This window comes from Gordonia sp. NPDC003950, assembly GCF_053605205.1.
In genome coordinates this window covers 31,799-52,616 of record NZ_JBSGIT010000004.1, presented here as the reverse complement: position 1 = coordinate 52,616, position 20,818 = coordinate 31,799, and the positions used below count along the sequence as shown (strand labels likewise).

The 20,818-nt window shown below is 67.2% G+C and carries 18 protein-coding genes and 1 pseudogene; 9 read left to right on the top strand and 10 right to left on the bottom strand.

Features of this window, described 5'->3' with window-relative positions:
• A complete protein-coding gene (locus ACWETB_RS04610; protein WP_348808163.1) occupies window positions 1-1,086 on the bottom strand; it encodes a FecCD family ABC transporter permease in 1,086 nt (361 codons plus the stop codon).
• A gap of 7 nt (window positions 1,087-1,093) precedes the next feature.
• Window positions 1,094-2,071, bottom strand: a complete 978-nt coding sequence (locus tag ACWETB_RS04605; protein ID WP_348808267.1) for a heme/hemin ABC transporter substrate-binding protein — start codon at window positions 2,069-2,071, stop codon at window positions 1,094-1,096.
• Window positions 2,072-2,285: 214 nt separating this feature from the next.
• Between ACWETB_RS04605 and map the strand changes: the two genes are divergently transcribed.
• Window positions 2,286-3,149, top strand: coding sequence for a type I methionyl aminopeptidase (gene map / locus ACWETB_RS04600; RefSeq protein WP_449744684.1), 864 nt, complete (start codon window positions 2,286-2,288; stop codon window positions 3,147-3,149).
• 91 nt (window positions 3,150-3,240) lie between these two features.
• Here the strand turns inward: map and ACWETB_RS04595 are convergent, their stop codons facing one another.
• From ACWETB_RS04595 to ACWETB_RS04580, 4 genes and pseudogenes are all read right to left on the bottom strand, one after another.
• Complete coding sequence (locus ACWETB_RS04595; RefSeq protein ID WP_452209584.1) at window positions 3,241-3,915, bottom strand: RCC1 domain-containing protein; 675 nt, start codon at window positions 3,913-3,915, stop codon at window positions 3,241-3,243.
• A gap of 182 nt (window positions 3,916-4,097) precedes the next feature.
• Window positions 4,098-4,361: pseudogene (locus ACWETB_RS04590) on the bottom strand (hypothetical protein); the annotation flags it as partial.
• A 17-nt stretch (window positions 4,362-4,378) separates the two neighbouring features.
• Complete coding sequence (locus tag ACWETB_RS04585) at window positions 4,379-5,362, bottom strand: protein kinase domain-containing protein (RefSeq protein ID WP_452209845.1); 984 nt, start codon at window positions 5,360-5,362, stop codon at window positions 4,379-4,381.
• Between the two features lie 226 nt (window positions 5,363-5,588).
• Window positions 5,589-5,765: a hypothetical protein gene (locus ACWETB_RS04580; RefSeq protein WP_452209843.1), complete on the bottom strand. Its 177-nt coding sequence runs from the start codon at window positions 5,763-5,765 to the stop codon at window positions 5,589-5,591.
• Window positions 5,766-6,071: 306 nt separating this feature from the next.
• On the opposite strand from ACWETB_RS04580, the gene ACWETB_RS04575 reads away from it, so the two are divergent.
• Both ACWETB_RS04575 and ACWETB_RS04570 read left to right on the top strand, forming a co-directional pair.
• On the top strand, window positions 6,072-7,622 hold the full coding sequence (locus ACWETB_RS04575) for a cobyric acid synthase (RefSeq protein ID WP_452209582.1): 1,551 nt from the start codon (window positions 6,072-6,074) through the stop codon (window positions 7,620-7,622).
• A 72-nt stretch (window positions 7,623-7,694) separates the two neighbouring features.
• A complete protein-coding gene (locus ACWETB_RS04570; protein WP_452209841.1) occupies window positions 7,695-8,483 on the top strand; it encodes an alpha/beta fold hydrolase in 789 nt (262 codons plus the stop codon).
• A 475-nt stretch (window positions 8,484-8,958) separates the two neighbouring features.
• On the opposite strand, the gene ACWETB_RS04565 is transcribed toward ACWETB_RS04570, so the two are convergent.
• Together ACWETB_RS04565 and ACWETB_RS04560 are read right to left on the bottom strand one after the other, a co-directional pair.
• Window positions 8,959-10,353, bottom strand: coding sequence for a mycothione reductase (locus ACWETB_RS04565; RefSeq protein WP_452209580.1), 1,395 nt, complete (start codon window positions 10,351-10,353; stop codon window positions 8,959-8,961).
• A 3-nt stretch (window positions 10,354-10,356) separates the two neighbouring features.
• Complete coding sequence (locus ACWETB_RS04560) at window positions 10,357-11,415, bottom strand: alpha/beta hydrolase (RefSeq protein WP_452209578.1); 1,059 nt, start codon at window positions 11,413-11,415, stop codon at window positions 10,357-10,359.
• 181 nt (window positions 11,416-11,596) lie between these two features.
• On the opposite strand from ACWETB_RS04560, the gene mqo reads away from it, so the two are divergent.
• The 6 genes from mqo to ACWETB_RS04530 all read left to right on the top strand — a co-directional run bounded on the left by mqo (window position 11,597) and on the right by ACWETB_RS04530 (window position 19,483).
• The gene (gene mqo, locus ACWETB_RS04555) at window positions 11,597-13,114 is read left to right on the top strand and encodes a malate dehydrogenase (quinone) (protein WP_452209576.1); all 1,518 of its coding nucleotides are present in this window, start codon (window positions 11,597-11,599) and stop codon (window positions 13,112-13,114) included.
• A gap of 62 nt (window positions 13,115-13,176) precedes the next feature.
• Window positions 13,177-13,707 carry a GNAT family N-acetyltransferase gene (locus ACWETB_RS04550; protein ID WP_452209574.1) on the top strand — a complete coding sequence of 177 codons (531 nt, stop codon included), beginning with the start codon at window positions 13,177-13,179 and terminating at the stop codon, window positions 13,705-13,707.
• A gap of 1 nt (window position 13,708) precedes the next feature.
• A complete protein-coding gene (locus ACWETB_RS04545; RefSeq protein ID WP_452209572.1) occupies window positions 13,709-15,733 on the top strand; it encodes a VWA domain-containing protein in 2,025 nt (674 codons plus the stop codon).
• 22 nt (window positions 15,734-15,755) lie between these two features.
• The gene (cobO, locus tag ACWETB_RS04540) at window positions 15,756-16,373 is read left to right on the top strand and encodes a cob(I)yrinic acid a,c-diamide adenosyltransferase (protein WP_449744692.1); all 618 of its coding nucleotides are present in this window, start codon (window positions 15,756-15,758) and stop codon (window positions 16,371-16,373) included.
• 4 nt (window positions 16,374-16,377) lie between these two features.
• The gene (locus ACWETB_RS04535) at window positions 16,378-17,844 is read left to right on the top strand and encodes a cobyrinate a,c-diamide synthase (protein WP_452209570.1); all 1,467 of its coding nucleotides are present in this window, start codon (window positions 16,378-16,380) and stop codon (window positions 17,842-17,844) included.
• Window positions 17,831-19,483 carry a GAF domain-containing protein gene (locus ACWETB_RS04530; protein ID WP_449744694.1) on the top strand — a complete coding sequence of 551 codons (1,653 nt, stop codon included), beginning with the start codon at window positions 17,831-17,833 and terminating at the stop codon, window positions 19,481-19,483. The genes ACWETB_RS04535 and ACWETB_RS04530 overlap by 14 nt, the downstream gene beginning before the upstream one ends.
• Before the next feature lie 30 nt (window positions 19,484-19,513).
• Here ACWETB_RS04530 and ACWETB_RS04525 read toward each other — a convergent pair whose 3' ends face one another.
• Together ACWETB_RS04525 and ACWETB_RS04520 are read right to left on the bottom strand one after the other, a co-directional pair.
• Window positions 19,514-20,026, bottom strand: coding sequence for a putative immunity protein (locus tag ACWETB_RS04525; RefSeq protein WP_452209568.1), 513 nt, complete (start codon window positions 20,024-20,026; stop codon window positions 19,514-19,516).
• A gap of 12 nt (window positions 20,027-20,038) precedes the next feature.
• Window positions 20,039-20,752: a response regulator transcription factor gene (locus tag ACWETB_RS04520; protein ID WP_449744696.1), complete on the bottom strand. Its 714-nt coding sequence runs from the start codon at window positions 20,750-20,752 to the stop codon at window positions 20,039-20,041.
• Window positions 20,753-20,818: the final 66 nt, after the last annotated feature.

Below are 20,818 nucleotides of genomic sequence, written 5' to 3'. Positions count from 1 at the left end.
TCACCACCCGGCCCCGGCGTGGCGGCTGCGGCGCAACAGGATGAAGAACACCGGGCCACCCACCAACGAGGTGAACACGCCCAACGGCAGGTCGGCCCCGCCGAGTACGGTGCGTGACGCCAGGTCGGCCGCCGCGAGGACCAGTGCGCCGCCGATCACGCTCGCCGGCAACAGCACCGCGTGACGCGGACCGACGATCAGGCGCATCACATGCGGCACGACCAGACCGATGAACATCACGATGCCGGTGAAGGCGACGGCGGCGGCGGTGAGGATCGCGACGAGCACGACGACCTGCCGGCGCACGGTCTCGACGTTCACACCCAGCGACGCGGCCTGGATCTCGCCGAGCGCGAGCAGGTCGAGCTTGTGCACCAGAAGCATCGCCGCCGCCACGCCCGCGACCACCAGGGGCAGCGTCACCCACACCGCGTTCCAGTTTGCCCCGGCGAGAGAACCCAACTGCCAGAACACGATCTGTTCGCGGGCGGCGGTGGTGGCGACGAAGGTGAGGTAGGAGATGATGCCCAGGGCGAACGCGTTGATCGCAATGCCGGTGAGCACCAACATGATCGCCGACGACGACCCGTCCCGCAGGGACAGCACGTACACCGCGGCGGTGGTGATCAACGCTGCCACGAAGGCCGCCCCGGCCAGTGCCCAGCCGTTCACACCGACCCCGCCGATCACGATCATCAGGCAGGCGCCGACCGCCGCTCCCGACGACACCCCGATCACACCGGGTTCGGCCAGTGGGTTGGCCAGCACCCCCTGTAGTAGGCATCCGCCCGCTCCGAGCGCGGCGCCGACGATGAGGCCCAGCACGATTCGTGGGAATCGCACCACCCACAACGCGTGCTCACCCTGCGGATGCGACGGCAGCGATCCGATGTTCAGGCCGAAATGGTGGGCGATGCTGCCGAGTACCTCGCTCGGCGCCACCGGAATCTGACCGATGGCGGCCGACGCGACGACGACGACGATCGTCGCCACGATCAGTGTCGCGATGACCACCGGTGCCGAGACTCGTCCGGCCGCCCGCGCCCCCGGCCGCGACGTCGACGGTGACTCCGTGGGAATGCTCATGTTGTGCTCACGTGTAGATCGCGTGGGACAGTGCGCCGAGGACCCTCCCGACGTCGGGTCCGAAGGCGAGGATCTCGGTCTCGTCCATCTGCACCACGCGGCGTGCCCGCCCGGCATCGGTGTCGGCGACGCCGGGCAGTGCCAGGACACCGTCGAGTCCACCTACCGAGTCCGCGCCCTGGGTCATCACCAGGATGACGTCGGGGTCGGCGCGCAGCAGCGCCTCCGGGGTGATGGCGGTGAAGGCTGCGCTCAGACCCGCCGCGGTGCCGGCGTCCTTGCCGCCGAGCGCCTCGATGAGATCGTCGGCGCCGGAGTTCGGGCCGGCCAGCAACACCAGGTTCGGTCCGCGGATGTACAGGAACGCCATCGTGGGGTCGCCGGACGGGTCGGGGATCGTTGCCTGCGCGTCGGCGATCTGCGCCTGGGTTCGTGCCACCAGGGCGTCGCCCGCGGGCGTGACGCCGAGTGCGGCCGCCACCGCCCGGATGAGATCGGGTGTGGTGGACACCGACCGCGTGTCGGTGAACGCCACCACCGGGATCTGCGAGGCACGCAACGCTTCGACCGCCTGTGGCGGGGTGGTCGTCTTGTCGACGAGGACCACCGACGGGTTCAGCGCCAGCACGGCCTCGGCGTTGAGTTGGTGCCCGTTGCCGGTGACCACCGGCAGGTCGGCCGCCGACGGGAACGTCGTCGACTGATCGCGTCCGACGACGCGGGAGCCCAGTCCCAGGGAGAACACGATGTTGCTCAGGGTGCCGTTGCGGTCGATCGCGATGATCCGGCTGGTATCGGTCACGGTCACGCTGCCCCCCGATGCCGACCCGACGGTGACCGGCAGGGTGATCGTCGGATTCGAGGTCACCGGCACGACGTCCGCATCGGGCAGAGTGGCCGTTTGCGGGCCACTGCGCAGGTGCGCGGCCGCGTCCGACGGCGATGCCTGTTCGATCGGCGCGGTGCTGCACCCGGTGGTCAGCATCAGAGTGGCGGCCAGAGCCACCAGCGCGGCGAGAACCGCGGGCCGCCCCGACGGTCGACGATACCGAGCCCGCTTCCCGATCAGGTCGCCGCCGATGACGGGCGTGGCCGTCTCCATCTGTTGCACAGGCTCACCTTAATCACGGATGGTGAGAGGTCGGCGATGTACCTCCGGCCGGTCCGGGGCGCTCATCGGCGTTCACTAAGCTGGGGCCATGACCGTTCGTGCCCCGCTTCACCCCGGCAAACTCTCACCCATCCGCGAGGTGCCCGACTCGATTGCACGGCCGGAGTACGTCTGGAAGGACAAGGTCAACGAGGGACACGAGCCCTGGGTGCAGACTCCCGAGGTGATCGAGAAGGTCCGGGTGGCCGGCAAGATCGCCGCGAACGCCCTCGCCGAGGCCGGCAAGGCCGTCGCCCCCGGAGTGACCACCGACGAACTCGACCGCATCGCGCACGAGTACATGATCGACCACGGTGCCTACCCGTCGACGTTGGGCTACAAGGACTTCCCGAAATCCTGCTGCACCTCGCTGAACGAGGTCATCTGCCACGGCATCCCGGATTCGACCGTCATCGCCGACGGCGACATCGTCAACATCGACGTCACCGCCTACATCGACGGGGTCCACGGCGACACCAACGCCACCTTCCTCGCCGGCGATGTGTCGCAGGAGGCACGCGACCTCGTCGAGCGCACCCGCATCGCCACCGAACGCGCCATCAAGGCGGTCAAACCGGGACGTGAACTCAACGTGATCGGCCGGGTCATCGAGGCCTATGCCAACCGATTCGGCTACACCGTGGTCCGCGACTTCACCGGCCACGGCATCGGCGAGACCTTCCACAACGGGCTCGTCGTCCTGCACTACGACCAGCCCAACGTCGACACCATCATCGAGCCCGGCATGGTCTTCACCATCGAGCCGATGATCAATCTCGGTGGGCTGCCGTGGGAGATGTGGGACGACGGATGGACCGTGGTGACCGTCGACCGCAAGTGGACGGCCCAGTTCGAGCACACGCTCGTCGTCACCGACACGGGCGCGGAGATCCTCACGGTGCCTGACGCTTGACCGGGCCTGACGCTTGACCGGGCCTGACGCTTGACCGGGCCTGACGCTTGACCGGGCCTGACGCCTGACCGGGCCCGACGCCTGACCGGCCTCACGCCGGATCGCGGACCCTCACCGGCTGATCGATCGAGGTCGTCGTCGTGCCGTCGCCGAGTTGCCCGGCATTGTTGAGTCCCCAGCAGTACAGTCGACCGGCCGAGATCGCGCAGACGTTGATGTTGCCGTCCAGCGCCGTCACCTGATCGATGCCCGCCACGTCGGCGGGCGTCGGCGCCACGTCGCCACTACTGCGCCAGCATGAGACACGACCGCTGACGACCGCGGCGCATCCACCGGTCCCGGTGTTGGCGACGTATCGTGCGCCGTCGAGGCCGATCGGCTCGGGGCGCACATGCTCGTTCTCGGTGCCCGCGGGATACTGGCCGGGACCGTACCCCCAGCAGTAGACCTGTCCCTCGGCGACGGCGCAGGTGTTGCTGGTGCCGGGACTGACCGAGGTCACTGAACGTAGTCCGGGCACCTTTACCGGGGTTGCGCGGTTCTCCCGGGTGCCGTCGCCCACCTGGCCGGTATTGTTCTGGCCCCAGCAGTACAGTTCGGCCCCGCGGGTGATGGCACAGGTGGTGGCGACCCCACTCGCGATCGACGCCACGTTCTCCAGACCGGCCACCTTCGTCGGATCGGCCACCGACGTGGATGTCGTTCCGACGCCGGCACTTCCGTACACGTTGTTGCCCCAGCAGTACACCTCACCCCGACGCACCACACATGTGGCGATCCCGGAGGAAACCCACTGACATCGGAGATGCCGTCGACGCGAGTGGGGGTTCGCTGCATGTCGCCGCCCGCGAGGTCCTGACCCCAGCAGTAGAGGTAGCCCTTGCTCACCGCACAGACCCGGGCCTGACCGAACGCCACCGACACCGACGAGACATCACTGATGCCCGTGACCGGCGTCGGGACCGCGCGGTCGGTGGTCGTGCCGTCACCGACGGCGCCGTAATCGTTGTCACCCCAACACAACAGCGCACGCCCCTTGATCCCACAGCTGACGGTCGTCGAGGTGCTGACCGCGGTCCAGTCACCGCTCGTGTCCGGCGCGCTCGTGGCCGCCGGCGCACCGGTTCCCGACGCGGCGGCCGGCGGCGTGGACGGTTCGTCACCCGCCGACAACCAGATGGCGACACTCGCGACGGCCGCGACGAGGAGCATCACACTCACCACCGCCGTCACCAGCAGAGCGGTTCGTCGCGCGGATGAGTCACGTGGCGGCCCACCGACCGATGTCCGAGGGGTCTCAGGGGTGCGAGGTGCGCCCGGTGTGCCGGGATGCTGAGACGGCATCGGCGACGGCATCGGCGCCGCGGCCGGGGGCAGCGTCGGCGCAGCACCCGAGGACAGCAACGCCTGCCGGAGGTCGGTGGTGAAGTCGCGGCAGGTGGGATAGCGGTCGGCGGGGTTTTTGGCCATGGCTCGTGCGACGACCGTGTCGGCTGCCGGAGGTGTGGGGATGCGTTCGGAGAGTCGGGGTACGGCGGCGTTGAGGTGGCCGGCGATGAGGTGGCCGGGTTGGTGGCGGGGAAGGGCGGGGTGCCGGTGAGGAGGGTGAAGGCGGTGCAGGCCAGGGCGTATTGGTCGGAGGCGGGGGTGGCGGGTGCGCCGTTCAGGACCTCGGGTGCGGCGTAGGCGAGGGTGCCGATGAAGGCGCTGGTGGCGGTCATCTTGGGGGCGTCGATGAGTCGGGCGATGCCGAAGTCGAGGACGGTGACGCGGTCGGGGTGGCCGTGGGGGTCGGTGGTGATGACGATGTTGTCGGGTTTGATGTCGCGGTGGATGATGCGGCGGGCGTGGGCGTAGTCGAGGGCATCGGCGACTCTGCCGATGATGTGTGAGACATCCTCGATCGGCAGCGCCGGGCTGTGATAAAGGTCGCTCCCCTCCAGATAGCTCATGGTGAACCACGGTGTGCCGTTGTCGACGCCATGCGCATGGACGGTGACGATGCCGGGGTGATCGAGGGACGCCGCCACTCGGGCTTCGTTGGCGAAACGATGAAAGAAGTCGGGGTCGTCGGTGTTGGCAGAAATGATCTTGAGCGCCTCGCGGCGATGCAGCGAGGGATGTTCGACGAGGTAGACCTGGCCCATGCCGCCGGCACCGAGTCTGCGGATGACGCGGTAGCCGGCGAACGTCGCGCCCGGCTGGAGCAGCATCACGCGTCGATTCCCCCAACTTCTTCGACAAGTCTGCAGCATATTAGCGAAGCGCACCGTGATCAGGAGCGCTCGGTCGGCGCTCATGTGGACGGTGGTGCGCCTGTGAGGCAAGACGTTGCACCGCGTGTGCCTATCGCGCCGGGCCGTTACCCCAGCAGCACAGGTCTCCCGGCTCGACCGTTCAGGTGGCCTCACTGCGGTCCCGGTGACCTGTCCGTCGGCGCTATCGGCCCCAGCGCAGCGCCCGGGCGTTCGAGATGGCGCACGTGTGGGCATCGCCGACGCTGATCGATGTCACATCGTCGACTCCGTGCACCTGCCGAGGGGACAGCAGATTCGGCGCACCTCGCTCGCCCGATTCGTTGACGCCTGCCTGGCCCGACTGATTGTCGCCCAGCAGTACACATCGGCCTTCGAAAGCGCACAGGCCGAACCGACATCACCTTCAGTGCTTCACGACGTCGGCGATGCGGGTGTTCGACGAGATAGACCTCGCCCATGCGCCCCGGCAGCCAGTTGTTCGATGACGCGATAAACGGCAAAGGTCGCACCGGCGGCCAGTGCCATCGATATCTCCTCACCCCGACGTTCTCGGGTGAGGTATCAAACCCCGGGGGCCCTCGCGTCGACGCGGATCGCGGAGGCGGGCTCTGATCGACGGCGCGGAAAGCACCCGAACGACGAACGCACCGATAGGGTGACCGACGTGACCGGGATTCGTGGTGCCGTACTGATCGGAGGGACGAGCTCGGACGCCGGCAAGAGCCTGGTGGTCGCCGGGCTGTGCCGGGCTTTGGCGCGACGTGGCGTGCGGGTCGCGCCGTTCAAGGCACAGAACATGTCCAACAATTCGGTGGTCACGATCGACGGCGGCGAGATCGGTCGTGCGCAGGCGTTGCAGGCGTACGCCTGTGGTCTGGAACCGTCGACCCGATTCAATCCCGTGCTGCTCAAGCCGGGCGGTGATCGACGGTCGCACGTGATCGTGCGTGGACAGCCGGCCGGAGACGTGGGTGCTCGCGACTACATCACGCGCCGGTCCCATCTACTCGAGGTCGTCGCCGATGAATTGTCTTCGCTGCGTGATGAATTCGATGTCGTTATCTGTGAGGGTGCCGGTTCGGTCGCCGAGATCAACCTGCGTGACACCGACATCGCGAACATGGGATTGGCGCAGGCTGCGGACCTTCCGGTGCTCCTCGTCACCGACATCGACCGCGGCGGATCGCTGGCGCACCTCTTCGGGACCACCGCCATCCTGGACAGCGCGGATCAGACGCGCATCGCCGGATACATCATCAACAAGTTCCGTGGCGATGTGTCGATCCTCGAACCGGGACTGATGCAGCTGCAGGCGCTCACCGGACGGCCGACGCTGGGCGTGATGCCGTTCGACACCGGCCTGTGGATCGACGCCGAGGATTCGTTGTCGTCTCCGGTCGGACGCCGGGTGGGGCCGCCGGCCACGTCGGGCCGGTCGGACCACAACCTCACGGTGGCCGCGATCCGGCTACCTCGGATCTCCAACTCCACCGACGTGGAGGCCTTGGCGTGCGATCCGGGGGTGGATGTCACGTGGGTTGACGATCCGGGGAGCGTCGCCTCCGCTGATCTGGTGGTACTCCCGGGCACTCGGGCCACCGTGTCCGACCTCGCGTGGCTGCGGTCACGGGGGATCGACAGCGCCGTGCAGGCGAGGGCCGCTGCCGGCCGGCCGATCGTCGGGATCTGCGGAGGATTCCAGATGCTCGGCCGAGTCATCGTCGACGATGTGGAATCGGCGACGGGACGCGAACGGGTGGACGGTCTCGGCCTCCTCGACATCGACGTGGAGTTCGATCAGCAGAAGATTCTTCGCGAGGTCAGTGGCACCGGTGGGGGTCTCCCGATCAGCGGATATGAGATCCATCACGGACGGGTGACGCGTTCCGCCGAGGAACCCTGGCTGCGTGACGACCGTTTCGGCGACGAAGGCGCGGCTCGCGGATCGGTACGGGGGACACACTGGCACGGCCTACTTGCCTCGGACGGGTTTCGCCGGGACTTCCTCCGTTGGGCCGCAAGAGAATCGGGTCATAGCGAGTTCGAGCCCGACGAAACGGTCACCTTCGCCGACGTGCGCGCCGAGCAGGTCGACCGCATCGCGGATCTGGTGGTCGAGCATCTCGATCTCGATGCCGTCGTGGACATCCTCGCCGCCGGAGCTCGCGCGGACCTGCCGATCGTCGCCAGCGCGCTGATTCCGCGCCCGTGTTGACCTCTGACGTGTTGGCGATCACCTAGGCTGGACCGAGTGGACACACAACAGCGCACGGTCGATGTGGGGGATATGAGTTTCGAGGTCACCACCGGGGGCCCGGACAAGGGCCCCTGGGTGCTACTCCTTCACGGCTTTCCAGTGAACGGTTCGTGCTACGACGCCGTCGTCCCACGTCTTCATGAGGCGGGATTGCGGACCATCGTGCCCAACCAGCGTGGCTACAGCCCGGGTGCCCGTCCCGACAAGGTCGAGGATTACCGGATCGATCATCTCGTCGACGACGCGATCGGCATCCTCGATGCGCTCGGCGTGCACTACGCGTTGTTGGTCGGACACGACTGGGGAGGGCTGGTTGCCTGGCACCTCGCCGCCAAGCATCCCGACAGGTTCACCGGATTCGTTGCGGTCAGCACGGGTCACCCGTCGGCGACCCGAGATTCACTGAACACCAGTGATCAACGGGAAAGATCCTCCTACATCAAGGATTTCATTGCCGAAGGTGCGGAGGAGAAGCTCCTCGCGCGCAACGGTGTGTTGCTGCGTCGGGCGGGTGTCACTGCGGAAGAGCTTGTCCCACTGAAGGAACCGGGGGCGATGACCGCCGCGTTGAACTGGTACCGGGCGAACTTCACCACCGACATCGCCAAGACGATGTCGTGCCGACCCGTCGAGATTCCCACCACCATGGTGTGGAGCGACGCCGACTCTGCGCTCGGGCGTGAGCAGGCCGAGCAGAGCGGACGGTATGCCTACTCGGACTTCCGCTTCTGCGTACTGTCCGGCGTCGACCACTGGATTCCGCAACACGCGCCGGCCGAACTGGCCAGCGAGATCTCCTTGCGCTCAGCAGTTTTCTGAGCGTCATCGGTCAGGCGACGCTCGACCAACCCCACCTCCTGAGCCGTCCCAACGGCCTCGTCGAGCACCCTCATTCGCCGGGCCGAGCGTGAGGCCTCGTTCCTTTGGTCGAGCCGTGGTCGAGCCGGGAGGAGGCTTGAATGGGGTTAGGGTGGTTGAGTTTCCAGCGTCGTCTTGCGTGGTCTCGACTCGGGCTCCGTTTCGACGGAGCCCGATTTCGGCGGCCGACCGCGAACGTGAGCTTGAGGAACTGGCCGCCATCGGCAGCAACCCACGCAACAGCCGAATCGAACGTGTCTTGGCCGCCAGACTCCACTACCGGCTCGACGACACCTCCTGAACCACCCCACCGGACCGTCCGGGCCGCACTGCCGCAGAATCGTTGTGGCCGTGGGCGCGGCGGTCACGGACTCAGCTTCGCTTCGACCGTCTCGACCGGCGAGATGGGGCCGTTCGGATCGACCAACGGGGCGGGTCAGATGTCCAGGCCGAGAAGGGCATTTTCCAGGACCTCCGGCATTGCCGGGTGAATCCAGTACTGCCCGCGTGCCATCTCGTGGGCGGTGAGCCCGAAGGACATCGCCTGGATGACGGGTTGGATGACGGTCGGAGCCTGCGGACCGATGATGTGGGCGCCCAACAGGGTGCCGGTACCCTTCTCGGCGATCAGTTTGCAGAACCCGGTGGAGTCCTCCATCGCCCAGCCGTAGGCGACGTCACCGTATGCCTGGACCTTCGCCGTGATGTCGTGGCCGGCCGCGCGGGCCTGCGTCTCCGACATGCCGACGCAGGCGATCTGGGGGTGGGTGAAGACGGCAGCAGGAACGTATCGATGATCAAAGGACTCGAGATCGTCGGCGTCCCAACCCTTGCACAGGTTGGCCTGCACGACACGCTGTTCATGATTGGCGACATGCTTGAGCTGGTACGGCGAACTGACGTCGCCAAGCGCCCACACGCCGCGGGCGTCGGTTCGGCCATGCTCGTCGACGATCACCCGGCCGTCATCAGAGAGGGTGAGTCCGATTGTGTTCAACCCCAGCCGATCCGCGTTGGACACTCGGCCGACGGCCACCAGGAGCACGTCGGCATCGAGATGGCTCCCGTCCTCGAGGTCGATACGAACTCCGCCCCCGGGAAGGTTTGCCGCCCCCGACACCTGCGTGTCGAGATGCACATCCCAGCGGTCCCGGGCGATCTCGGTGAACCGCTCCGAGACATCGTCGTCCAGCTTGCGGAGCAGTCGCGGTCCGCGGGCCACGATGGACACGTCGGTACCCAATGCGCCGAAGACATGCGCGAACTCGGCGGCGATGTACCCGCTGCCCACGATGATCATCCGTTGCGGCAGCTTCTCCAGCCGCATCACGTCATTGTTGGTGTAGTAGTGGACGCCGCTCTCGGCGATCGGGGTGGGGATGGTGGCACGCGACCCTGCAGCGATGACCACCTCGTCGGCGAGAACCACAGAATCCCCGGTGACGAGCCGATAGCGGCCGGAATCATCGCGACCGTCGAACTCGACATGGGTATCGAAGACGGTGATGTTGTCACAGTCCTCGACGCGATAACGTTTGCCGCCCACCGAGATCGGGTCGATCCGCCCGAAGACACGCGATACGATCGACGGCCAGTCGACCCCGTCGACACGCGAATGAACGCCGTACTTCTCACCGTGAGAGGCGATGTCGGCGACTTCGGAGGCGTAGACGAACATCTTGGTCGGGATACAGCCGACGTTGAGGCAGGTGCCCCCGTAGATGCTCTCCTCGAAGATGGCGATGCTCTTCCCGGCGAAGCGATCGTCGGGAATGGAGTTTCCACTGCCCGATCCGATGATGGCCAGATCGACAGATGTGGTTGTTCCCACGGGTTAGTGACCTTTCGCAGTCTGTTGTTCGTGCAGGGCCGCGAGCCATCGGTCGACCTCGAGGTAGGCCTGCTCACGGGCGTGACGTACCGACAAGAACACGTCGTGCCGGGCGTCGGTGATCGGGACGGTGGTGACTCGATTACCGAGGCAGCCACTCCACTGGGCGATCTGCCCGACATCGAGAACGGCGTCCGCGGTGTCGGTCGCCGAAGAATAGTGCGGGCTGAAATGTGTTTTGTCAGAACGTAAGACGAGTGATGGAACGCCGACGTCGATGCCGTGGTGTAGGTGACGCTGAGCAGTTCGGGCGGCATCGAGGAAGCCGAAGGTCTTGGGAAACCCCCCGAGGGGCTTCTTTGCCAGGTCGTAACTCCACTCGCCGAACTTGCTCACGTGGATGCTGTCGCCGTATGCGGATGAGAACTCCTGCGGTATCACGGTTTTCGGCCGCACCGCGGCCACGATCCGGAACAAGAGGGTCACCGGGTATGAACGGAGGAACGGCGCGCCCTGCAGATCGAACCATGGACTGTTAAGTACCAATCCGTGGATGCGATCGTGGCGGGTCGGGTCGGTTCGGCGGAGTCGGTCGAGCCAGAGCGCGGCGACCAACCCGCCGGTGGAGTGGCCGGCAACCAGGATCTCGGCGTCGGCGCCCACATCGGCGCCGATGATGTCGATCGCGGCGCGCAACTCCTCGTCGTACACCGCGAGATCGGCGGTGTAGTGCGGGGTGTGCTGGGGCAGCAGCGAACGCCCGCACTTACGCAGATCGATCGCATAGAACGCATAGCCGAGTTCGGCGAAGTGATCGGCGAGGGGTTCATGGAAGAAGTAGTCGGTCAGGCCGTGCACGTACAGCACGGCTCCGCGTTCGGCATCGGCCTGACCGGCCGGGCGGCGGACGAGGGTCGCGGTGATGGGATCCTCGCCGTCGGGGTCGGGTCCGAGGTCGATGGTGCAGGTTTCGTAGCGGTCGAGGAAGTGGTCGGGTTGCCAGTCGTGGACGACGGCACCGGTGCTGCTGGTGGCGTTGACGAGGCCCTGCTGAGACGTCACGCCACCACTGTAGTGAAGCGGCACCGGCGGCACCGACCAGCGCACGGCGTGCGAAAGTCGGGGTGCAGTGTCGCCCAGCCCACACTTGACAGGAGTCGATGCTGCCGGAGCGCCGCGATAGGGGACAATGGGCTATCGAGAAGGGACGACGGTCGTCCCGGCTGCGTGAATTGGGGTCCAGGTGTCTGAAACGGTGATCAAGACAGATGTGGCGTTGGTGGGCGCGGGCATCATGAGTGCCACTCTGGGAGCGCTGCTGCGGCAGCTCGAGCCCAATTGGTCGATCAGCCTGTTCGAACGGCTCGACGCCGCCGCCGCCGAAAGCAGCGACCCGTGGAACAACGCCGGTACCGGTCACTCGGCACTGTGCGAGCTGAACTACACACCGAAGACCGCCGATGGTGACGTCAACATCGACAAGGCCATCAACATCAACGAGCAGTTCCAGGTCTCTCGTCAGTTCTGGGCCCACGCCGTCGACAACGGCATCCTCGGCTCGCCCAGCGAGTTCATCAACCCGATCCCGCACGTCAGCTTCACCCACGGTCAGGCCGGCGCCGACTACCTGCGCAAGCGTTACGACCGTCTCTCCGGACAGGTGCTGTTCGAGGGCATGGAGTTCATCGACGACCCGGCCGAGTTCAGCGCACGGCTGCCACTGATGGCCCAGGGTCGCGATTTCAGCGATCCGGTGGCGCTCAACTGGTTCACCGACGGCACCGATGTCGACTTCGGCGCCCTCACCCAGCAGTTGCTGAACTTCGTCAGCCAGGGCGGCGACATCTACTTCGGTCACTCGGTGACCAACCTGAACAAGCAATCCGACGGCAGTTGGATCGTCAAGGTGAAGAACCGTCGCACCGGCGAGAAGATCCAGGTGCACGCCAAGTTCGTCTTCGTGGGCGCCGGTGGCGGCGCGTTGAGCCTGCTGCAGAAGTCGGGTATCGCCGAGGCGAAGGGCTTCGGCGGATTCCCGGTGTCGGGTGAGTTCTTCCGCTGCACCAACCCCGACCTGATCGAACAGCACGCGGCCAAGGTGTATGGGCAGGCCGCGGTCGGCGCCCCGCCGATGTCGGTGCCGCACCTCGACACCCGCGTCATCAATCACTCCAAGGGACTGCTGTTCGGCCCGTACGCCGGCTGGTCGCCGAAGTTCCTCAAGAGCGGCAAGGTCACCGACCTGCCCGCGACCATCAAGCCCGGCAACCTGCTGCCGATGATGTCGATCGCGCCGCAGGAGTTCGGTCTGCTCAAGTACCTGATCGGGGAGCTCGCCGCGAGCCCCGCCGACCGCGTGAAGACGCTGTCGGAGTTCGTACCCCGCGCCCTCGGGCACGACTGGGAGTTGATCACCGCAGGCCAGCGTGTGCAGGTGATCCGGAAGACCGGCGTCGGTGGCTCGCTGGAGTTCGGAACCGCGGTGGTCGCCGCCGGTGACGGCACCATCGCGGGCCTGCTCGGTGCCTCGCCCGGCGCGTCCACGGCCGTTCCGGCGATGCTCAACGTGCTCGAGCAGTGCTTCCCCACGCAGTATCAGGGGTGGACGTCCAAGCTGACCGAGATGATTCCGTCCTTCGGTCAAAAACTGTCGGGCAATCGTGACCTGTTCCGGCAGGTGTGGGATTGGACCAGCGCCAGCCTGCAACTCAAGGGCGGCGCCACCCAGTCCGCCGACGCGGGTGCGACCTCGGCCGGCTGACCGCGACGCCGTGATGTGCGGGAAGGTGCACGGCCCGGGGGTCCTGTGATAGTCACGACATCATGAGCTCAGCGACGTCGAACACGTACCGGCTGCATGACAGCGCTGCCGCCGACCTCGATCCCGCCACGCTGTATCGGATTCTGCGGTTGCGGGTCGATGTCTTCGTCGTGGAGCAGGCCTGCCCCTATCCCGAACTCGATGGCCGGGACCTCGAGCCCACCACCCATCACTGGTGGTTCACCGAGTCGACGTCGGCATCGGACGAGGTGGACGGCATGGGATCTCCGGTGGCGGCGACGCTGCGCGTGATGCAGGACGGTCTCGGTCCCGACGGCAGGCCCGAATTCCGAATCGGTCGGGTGTGCACCGAACGGGCCCACCGTGGCATGGGCCTGACCGCACAACTGTTGACCGCCGCGCTCGAGGATATCGGAGAACACGTGTGCCGGATCGAGGCGCAGACCTACCTGACGCAGATGTATGCCAAGTTCGGCTTCCGGGTCAACAGTGACGAATACCTCGAGGACGGGATACCTCATGTGTCGATGGTGCGTGACGGTGCTCGTCCGGCGGAGACGGGCGTGAGCTGAGATGACCACAGACCTTGCGTCGGGACGCACCCCGCGCGACCCGATCGTCGCACCGGTGCGGTATCCGTTCACCGCGGTCGTCGGACAGGACCGACTCAAACTCGCCCTCATCCTCAGCGCGATCGCACCCGGGATCGGTGGAGTGCTGATCCGCGGCGAGAAGGGCACCGCGAAGTCGACGATTGTGCGTGCGCTCGGTCCACTCATTCATGACGCACGCGCGGAGGGTCACGGTGCCCGCGTCGTCGAACTACCCATCGGTGCCACCGAGGACCGGGTGATCGGATCGCTCGATCTCACCGGTGTCCTGCGCGACGGTCGGGCCGACTTCACTCCCGGATTGCTGGCGCAGGCCGACGGGGGAGTGCTCTACATCGACGAGGTCAATCTGCTTGCCGATCACCTCGTCGACGTTCTCCTGGACGCCGCGGCGAGTGGGCGGGTGACGATTGAACGTGACGGGGTGTCGCACACCCAATCCGCCGACTTCGTGCTCGTTGGCACCATGAATCCCGAAGAGGGAGAGCTACGTCCGCAACTCCTCGACCGTTTCGGTCTGGCCGTCGATGTGATCGCCGGACGCGATGTCGACGAACGGGTCGAGATCGTCCGCCGTCGCATCGACTTCGACGCCGATCCGGTGGGTTTCGCGGCGCGCTACGCAGATTCTGAAGACGAACTCGCGCAACGTATTTCGTCCGCGAGGGCAAGTATCGACACCGTCGCGCTACCGACCTCGCAGCTGCGCCGGATTGCCGGGATCTGTGCTCACCTGCAGGTGGACGGACTGCGCGGTGACATCGTCGTGGCACGGACAGCGACGGCCCACGCCGCGTTGCGTGGTGCCACCGAGGTCGATGCCGAGGACGTGCGCGTCGCCGTCGAACTGGCACTGCCGCATCGGCGCCGACGCAACCCGTTCGACGAATCCGGTCTCAGTGATCAGCAACTCGACGATGCGATGGCGGCCGGCGATGAGGCCGCCGGTGATGACGATTCCCCGGAACCACCGGATGACCCCGGGTCGGGAGATCGTGAACCCGGTGACCCAGCATCTGATGACCCCGGACCTGATGGGGGAGAAGCGACGCGCGAGGCGCCCCGCGATTCCACCGAGCCCTCCACGCCCGATGGCGCCCCATCCAACAACGACGCCGCCCTACCCAACGACGAGGAGGGTGCCGAGTCGACGACGCCGGCCGGTCCGGCGCCGGGGGCACTGTTCGGCCGGCCCGCCGCGGCGACCGCCCGCCGGATGCGTCGCCTGCGTGTCGACGGCATCGGCGATGGCGAACCCGGCCGACGATCCCGCGCTCGGAGTCGACGTGGCCAGACGGTCGGCGCCACCGATTTCGGCCCCGGCACACCGATGCATCTGTTCGGCACGGTTATATCCGCCGCCGGCCGCGGCGTCGACGACGCCGGGCGGGTACGGGTCGCCGAAAGAGATCTCCGTGGGGCCGCGCGGATCGGTCAGGAAGCAAACCTGGTGGTCTTCGTCGTCGATCTGAGCGGATCGATGACCGCACGCCGCCGACTGGCCGCCGTCAGTGAACTGTGCGTCGATCTGCTCCGCGATTCCTATACCCGCCGGGATCGGGTGGCCGTGGTGATCGCGCGTGGCTCGCGCGCCGAAGTCGCTGTGCCGCCGACGAAGTCGGTCGACATCGCGGTGCGTCGGATGGCCTCGGTCCGTACCGGTGGCCGCACCCCGCTGGCCGAGGGGCTGCTCGCCGCCGACGAGGTCATCACCCGAGCCCGACGTGCCGATCCGCATCGACGCCCCTTGCTGGTGGTCCTGACCGACGGCCGGGCCACCGCGGGGGCCGACGCCGCACCGCGGGCCCGCGCGGCCGCCGAGATGATCGGCCGCAAAGGCATCGACGGCGTCGTCGTCGACTGCGAGCAGGGCATGGTGCGTCTGGGTCTCGCGGCGGAGCTCGCGGTGCACCTCAACGCGGAACTGTTGCCCATGGAGCACCTGAGCCTGGCCGCTCTGGCCCGCCCCGCCCATTCGGCCGCATAACGAGTATTCGAGGAGAGATTCTGTGCCGCAAGGTGTTCCGACCACCATTCCCGACGACGGCCTGACCACCCGGCAGCGCCGGAATCTCCCGGTGCTCGCCGTGCACACTGGCGACGGAAAAGGGAAATCCACCGCCGCGTTCGGTATGGCGATGCGGGCGTGGAACTCCGGCATGCGGGTGGCGGTGTTCCAGTTCGTCAAGAGCGCCAAGTGGAAGGTGGGCGAGGAGTCGGCCATGACCGCCCTCGGCGAACTGCACGAGAGGACCGGGCAGGGCGGACCGGTCGAGTGGCACAAGATGGGCCAGGGCTGGTCGTGGTTGCGCGCCAACGCCGATGACGCCGACGACCACGCCGCCGCGGCCCGCGCCGGGTGGGCGGAGATCGCGCGGCGTCTCGCGGCGAACGAACACGACTTCTACGTCCTCGACGAATTCACCTACCCGCTGGACTGGGGCTGGGTGGGCGTCGACGAGGTGGTCGAGGCACTGGCCGCGCGGCCCGGCCGGCAACACGTCGTCATCACCGGACGCCGCGCCCCGCAGGCGCTCATCGACGCCGCCGACCTGGTCACCGAGATGCGCAAGATCTCCCATCCGATGGACTCGGGCCGTAAGGGGCAGAAGGGTATCGAGTGGTGAGGCCGTGACGTCGCCGACGGCCACCGGCATCCCCACCGTCGTCATCGCCGCGCCCGCGTCGGGTAGCGGCAAGACGACGGTGACCACCGGACTGCTCGGCGCGTTGCGCGCCGCCGGCCACCGGGTGGCGCCGTTCAAGGTGGGGCCCGACTACATCGACCCCGGATACCACGCGGTGGCGGCCGGTCGGGTGGGACGCAATCTGGACCCGAATCTCGTTGGGGCGGAGATGATCGCCCCACTGTTCGCCGCGGGATGCACCGGAGCCGACATCGCCGTCGTGGAGGGGGTGATGGGCCTGTTCGACGGGCGGATCACCGGGATCGGCGACGACGCGGACATCTCGGAGGCCGACCCCATCGGCATGGGATCGACCGCGCATGTGGCAACGCTGATCGGTGCGCCGGTGATCCTCGTCGTCGATGCCGCCGGCCACAGTCAGTCATTGGCCGCACTGCTCCACGGCTTCCTCGGATATTCGCCGTCGGTGCGGATCGCCGGGGTGATCCTCAATCGTGTCGGTTCACCGCGGCACGAGGCGGTCCTGCGTCAGGCGTGTGCGCGGGCCGGTGTTCCCGTTTTCGGTGTGCTGCACCGCAATCCCGAGCTGGCGGTCCCGTCGCGTCATCTCGGCCTGATCCCGGCCGCCGAACGCAGCGCGGATGCGGTGACCGCGGTGGCTGCAATGACGGCGACGGTGGGAGCCGGACTCGACCTGCCGGCCATCGTCGCGGCAGCGCACGCCGCGCGTGGGGTCCCGGATCGACCGTGGAGTGCAGCGGAGGCGATCGCCGGGGCCGTCGGCCCGGATATGTCACCTCCCCGGGCCCGCCCGGTGGTGGCGGTGGCCGCCGGGGCTGCGTTCACCTTCGGTTACGCCGAGCACACCGAGCTGCTGAGGGCCGCGGGTGCCGACATCGCCGAGTTCGATCCGCTGACCGACCGACTTCCCGACGGCACCGCCGCTGTCGTCATCGGGGGCGGATTCCCCGAGGAACACGCTGCCGAACTGTCGGCAAACACGCTGCTACGCAACGATATTGCCGACCATGCTCGTGGCGGAGGCGCGATCCACGCCGAGTGCGCCGGCCTGCTCTACCTCTGCCGCGAGCTCGACGGGCATGCGATGACCGGTGTCATCGACGGTGTCGGCGTCTTCGGTCCACGGTTGAATCTCGGATACCGGGATGCCGTCGCCATCGCCGATTCGGTCTTGTACAGGGCCGGTGAGCGGGTCACCGGTCACGAATTCCACCGCTCCTACGTCGACATCGACCAGGGAGCTCCCGCCTGGGGATGGCGTGGCGTCAGTGGGGTGCCCGTCACCGATGGGGCCATCGGTGATGGCGTGCACGCGTCCTACCTGCACGTACACCCGGTGGCGACGCCATATGCGATCGCACGATTCGTCGACGCGGCAACGACGGCTACGACGATCGGTGGTGACCGCGATGACCATGTCCGGAACTGAACTGCGGGCCGTGCTCGACGCTCTGCTCGAGTACGGTGTCGACGACCCCGACATCCTTCGGGACCTGCTCGAAGCTGTCCTCGTGGTGGGGCAGGGACTCGAACTCGACCGGGCTCTGCAACGGATCGTCGAGGTGGCCGTCGGCGTCGTCGACGCCCGCTACGGCGCACTTGGCGTGCGCGGACCGGACGGCGGTCTCAGCGAGTTCGTCTACACCGGCATCACATCCGTTGAGCGAGCACGGATGGGTGCGCTGCCCGTCGGTCGCGGCGTGCTCGGTGTGCTGATGGACGATCCGCACGTTCTGCGGATTCCCGATCTCGCCAAACATCCGGCGTCGGTGGGATTCCCGCCGAATCACCCGCCGATGACCACCTTCCTCGGCGCGCCGATCATCATTCGCGGTTCGATCTTCGGGCGGATTTACCTGACCGAGAAGCGGGGCGGTGCACAGTTTTCCGAGCTCGACGAGACGTTGATCGCCGTCCTGGCGGTGGCCGCGGGCATCGCCGTGGACAACGCTCAACTCTTCGAGCGTGCGCGCACCCGACACCGGTGGATGCAGATCCTCGCCCGTCGCGGATCGGAGCCACTGGCCGGGATCGCGTTGTCGGACACCCTGTCCCGGATGTGTTCGGACGTGGCCGAGTTGGTCAACGCGGTGGACGTGTACTTGATCACCGGCGAGCAGGGACATCGGTCGGTCGCCGGGGCCACCCGCACCGGGTTGGACCTGTCGCGGTTGACACTGCCCGCCGGTACCGGGTTGTCGGTGGTGCCGATCGAGGAGATCGACTCGGAACTGTCACGTTCGGGGGCCGGGTGGGCGACGGTGCAGCCGCTGCATCGCGCGTCGGGGGCGTTCGGCTGGTTGCTGATCACCGCCCGCGAGAAGAAGTTCTGGGAGGACGAGGAGATCGCCGGTCTGGCCGGTGTCGCCGAGGTGGCGTCGCTGGCCATCGTCTACGCCGAGCAGCAGCAGGTCGCCCGCGATCTGGAGGTGCTCGAGGATCGGCATCGCATCGCCCGTGATCTACACGACCATGTGATTCAGCGCCTTTTCGCGATCGGTATGTCGATCCAGACGATGCAGGCACGTTCGGCCGCGCAGCCGGGGACAACCGACGAGGCGACCACCGCGCGTCTCGAGCAGGTGATGACCGATCTGGACCGGACGATCGCGCAGATCCGGACCTCGATCTTCGATCTGCAGACGGTGTCGGATCATCACGACACCTCGACGTTGCGTCGTCGAGTGCTCGACATCGTCTCGGAGTTGTCGGTGCACGCGCCGATCGCGCCGAGCGTGCAGTTCATCGGCCCGGTCGACACCGTGGTACCCGATGCGCTCGGACCACATATCGATGCCGTTCTGCGCGAAGGGCTTTCCAACGCGCTCCGGCACGCGCACGCCGAGCACATCTCGGTGTCGGTGAGCGCCGACGACGTGCTGACCGTGGAGATCGAGGATGACGGCGTCGGAATCGCCAAGGACGTCAACTACCGGGGGCTGGACAATCTGACCCGTCGCGCCGAAGAGTGCGACGGCGTCTTCGACATCCACACCGCACCACGCCGGCGCGACGGGCGCGGCGGTGGCACGACGCTGACCTGGTCGGTGCCGCTGGCCGAGGGGTGACGCGACACCTGAGCCGCATACGACGCCGGCTCAGGTGAACATGTCCCAGCAGATACCGTTGCGGCGACGTTGATCGTCGAGGACGAGATCGCGGATCTGGGGTGGCAGCTGCGCTCGCTGCCACTCGCACTCGGCGGCACGCACTGCCTCCCGATCGTTCTCCGGCGCCATCGCCCGCGCGGACTTGATGGCGTAAGCAGCTGCGCCGAGGTTGTGTTCGGCAACGTGCGCGACCACGGCCGCCTGTCCCGCCGCGTAGGCGGCGAAGCGGGCGGCGCCGGTCAGCGGACGCGCAGCTCCCATGGCGTGACCACCCGCGGCCCGCGCCGTCATCATCGCGATCTGGCCACGAGCCCACAGCCGGGCGTGATCGATGGCGTCACGGGGTCGACGGTCGTCGGGAGAGGCCGCCTCAAATGCGCCCTGGACGTGCTCGGCGCACGTCGCCGACCACAGCGCGAGCAGATGATGATTCTCGTCGCTGAGGGTTCCACCCCGACGGACGGTGATGAGACGGGGATCCCGCACGGCCGGAAGAATCATCGACTCGGTTGGCTACGCCTTCCCGTCGCGCAGTTTGGTCGCCATCACCGCGACCTGGGTGCGGCGCTGCATGTCGAGTTTGGCGAGGATGCGGGAGACGTAGTTCTTGATTGTCTTCTCCGCCAAGAACATTCGTTCGGCGATCTGGCGGTTCGTCATGCCGTCGCCGATCAGGTTGAAGACCTCGCGCTCCTGGTGGGTCAGGTCGGCGAGTGGATCGGTGTGCTGCTTACCGTCGCGCAACTTCGCCAGAAGCGCCGCCGTGCTGCGATCGTCGAGCAGCGAGCCACCCTTACCGACGGTGCGCACGGCCGCCACCAGGTTGTGTCCGAGGATCTGCTTGAGCACGAATCCGGAGGCACCGGCCAACACGGCGGCGAGCAGGGCATCGTCGTCGGCGTAGCTGGTGAGCATCAGGCAGTGGATGGACGGATCGGCGGCGCGGATGTCGCGGCACAATTCGACACCGTTGCCGTCGGGCAACCGGACATCGAGCACCGCCACGTCGGGCTTGGCCGCCAGGACGCCGACGCGGGCCTCTCCGACGCTCGCCGCCTCTCCGACCACCTCGATGTCGCCGGCGGTTCCGAGCAGGTCACGCAGACCGCGCCGGACGAGTTCGTGGTCGTCGACGAGGTACACCCGAACCGGTGTCCTCGGCGCACCCTCGTGGCCGAGCTCACCACCGGAATCGTCGGCAGAAGCGGGATGGACGTCGGAGGACATGACACGAAGTTACCGCACCGGGCCGCCCAGATCGCGACGTCGGTCCCCACCGACAGGGGACCTTTG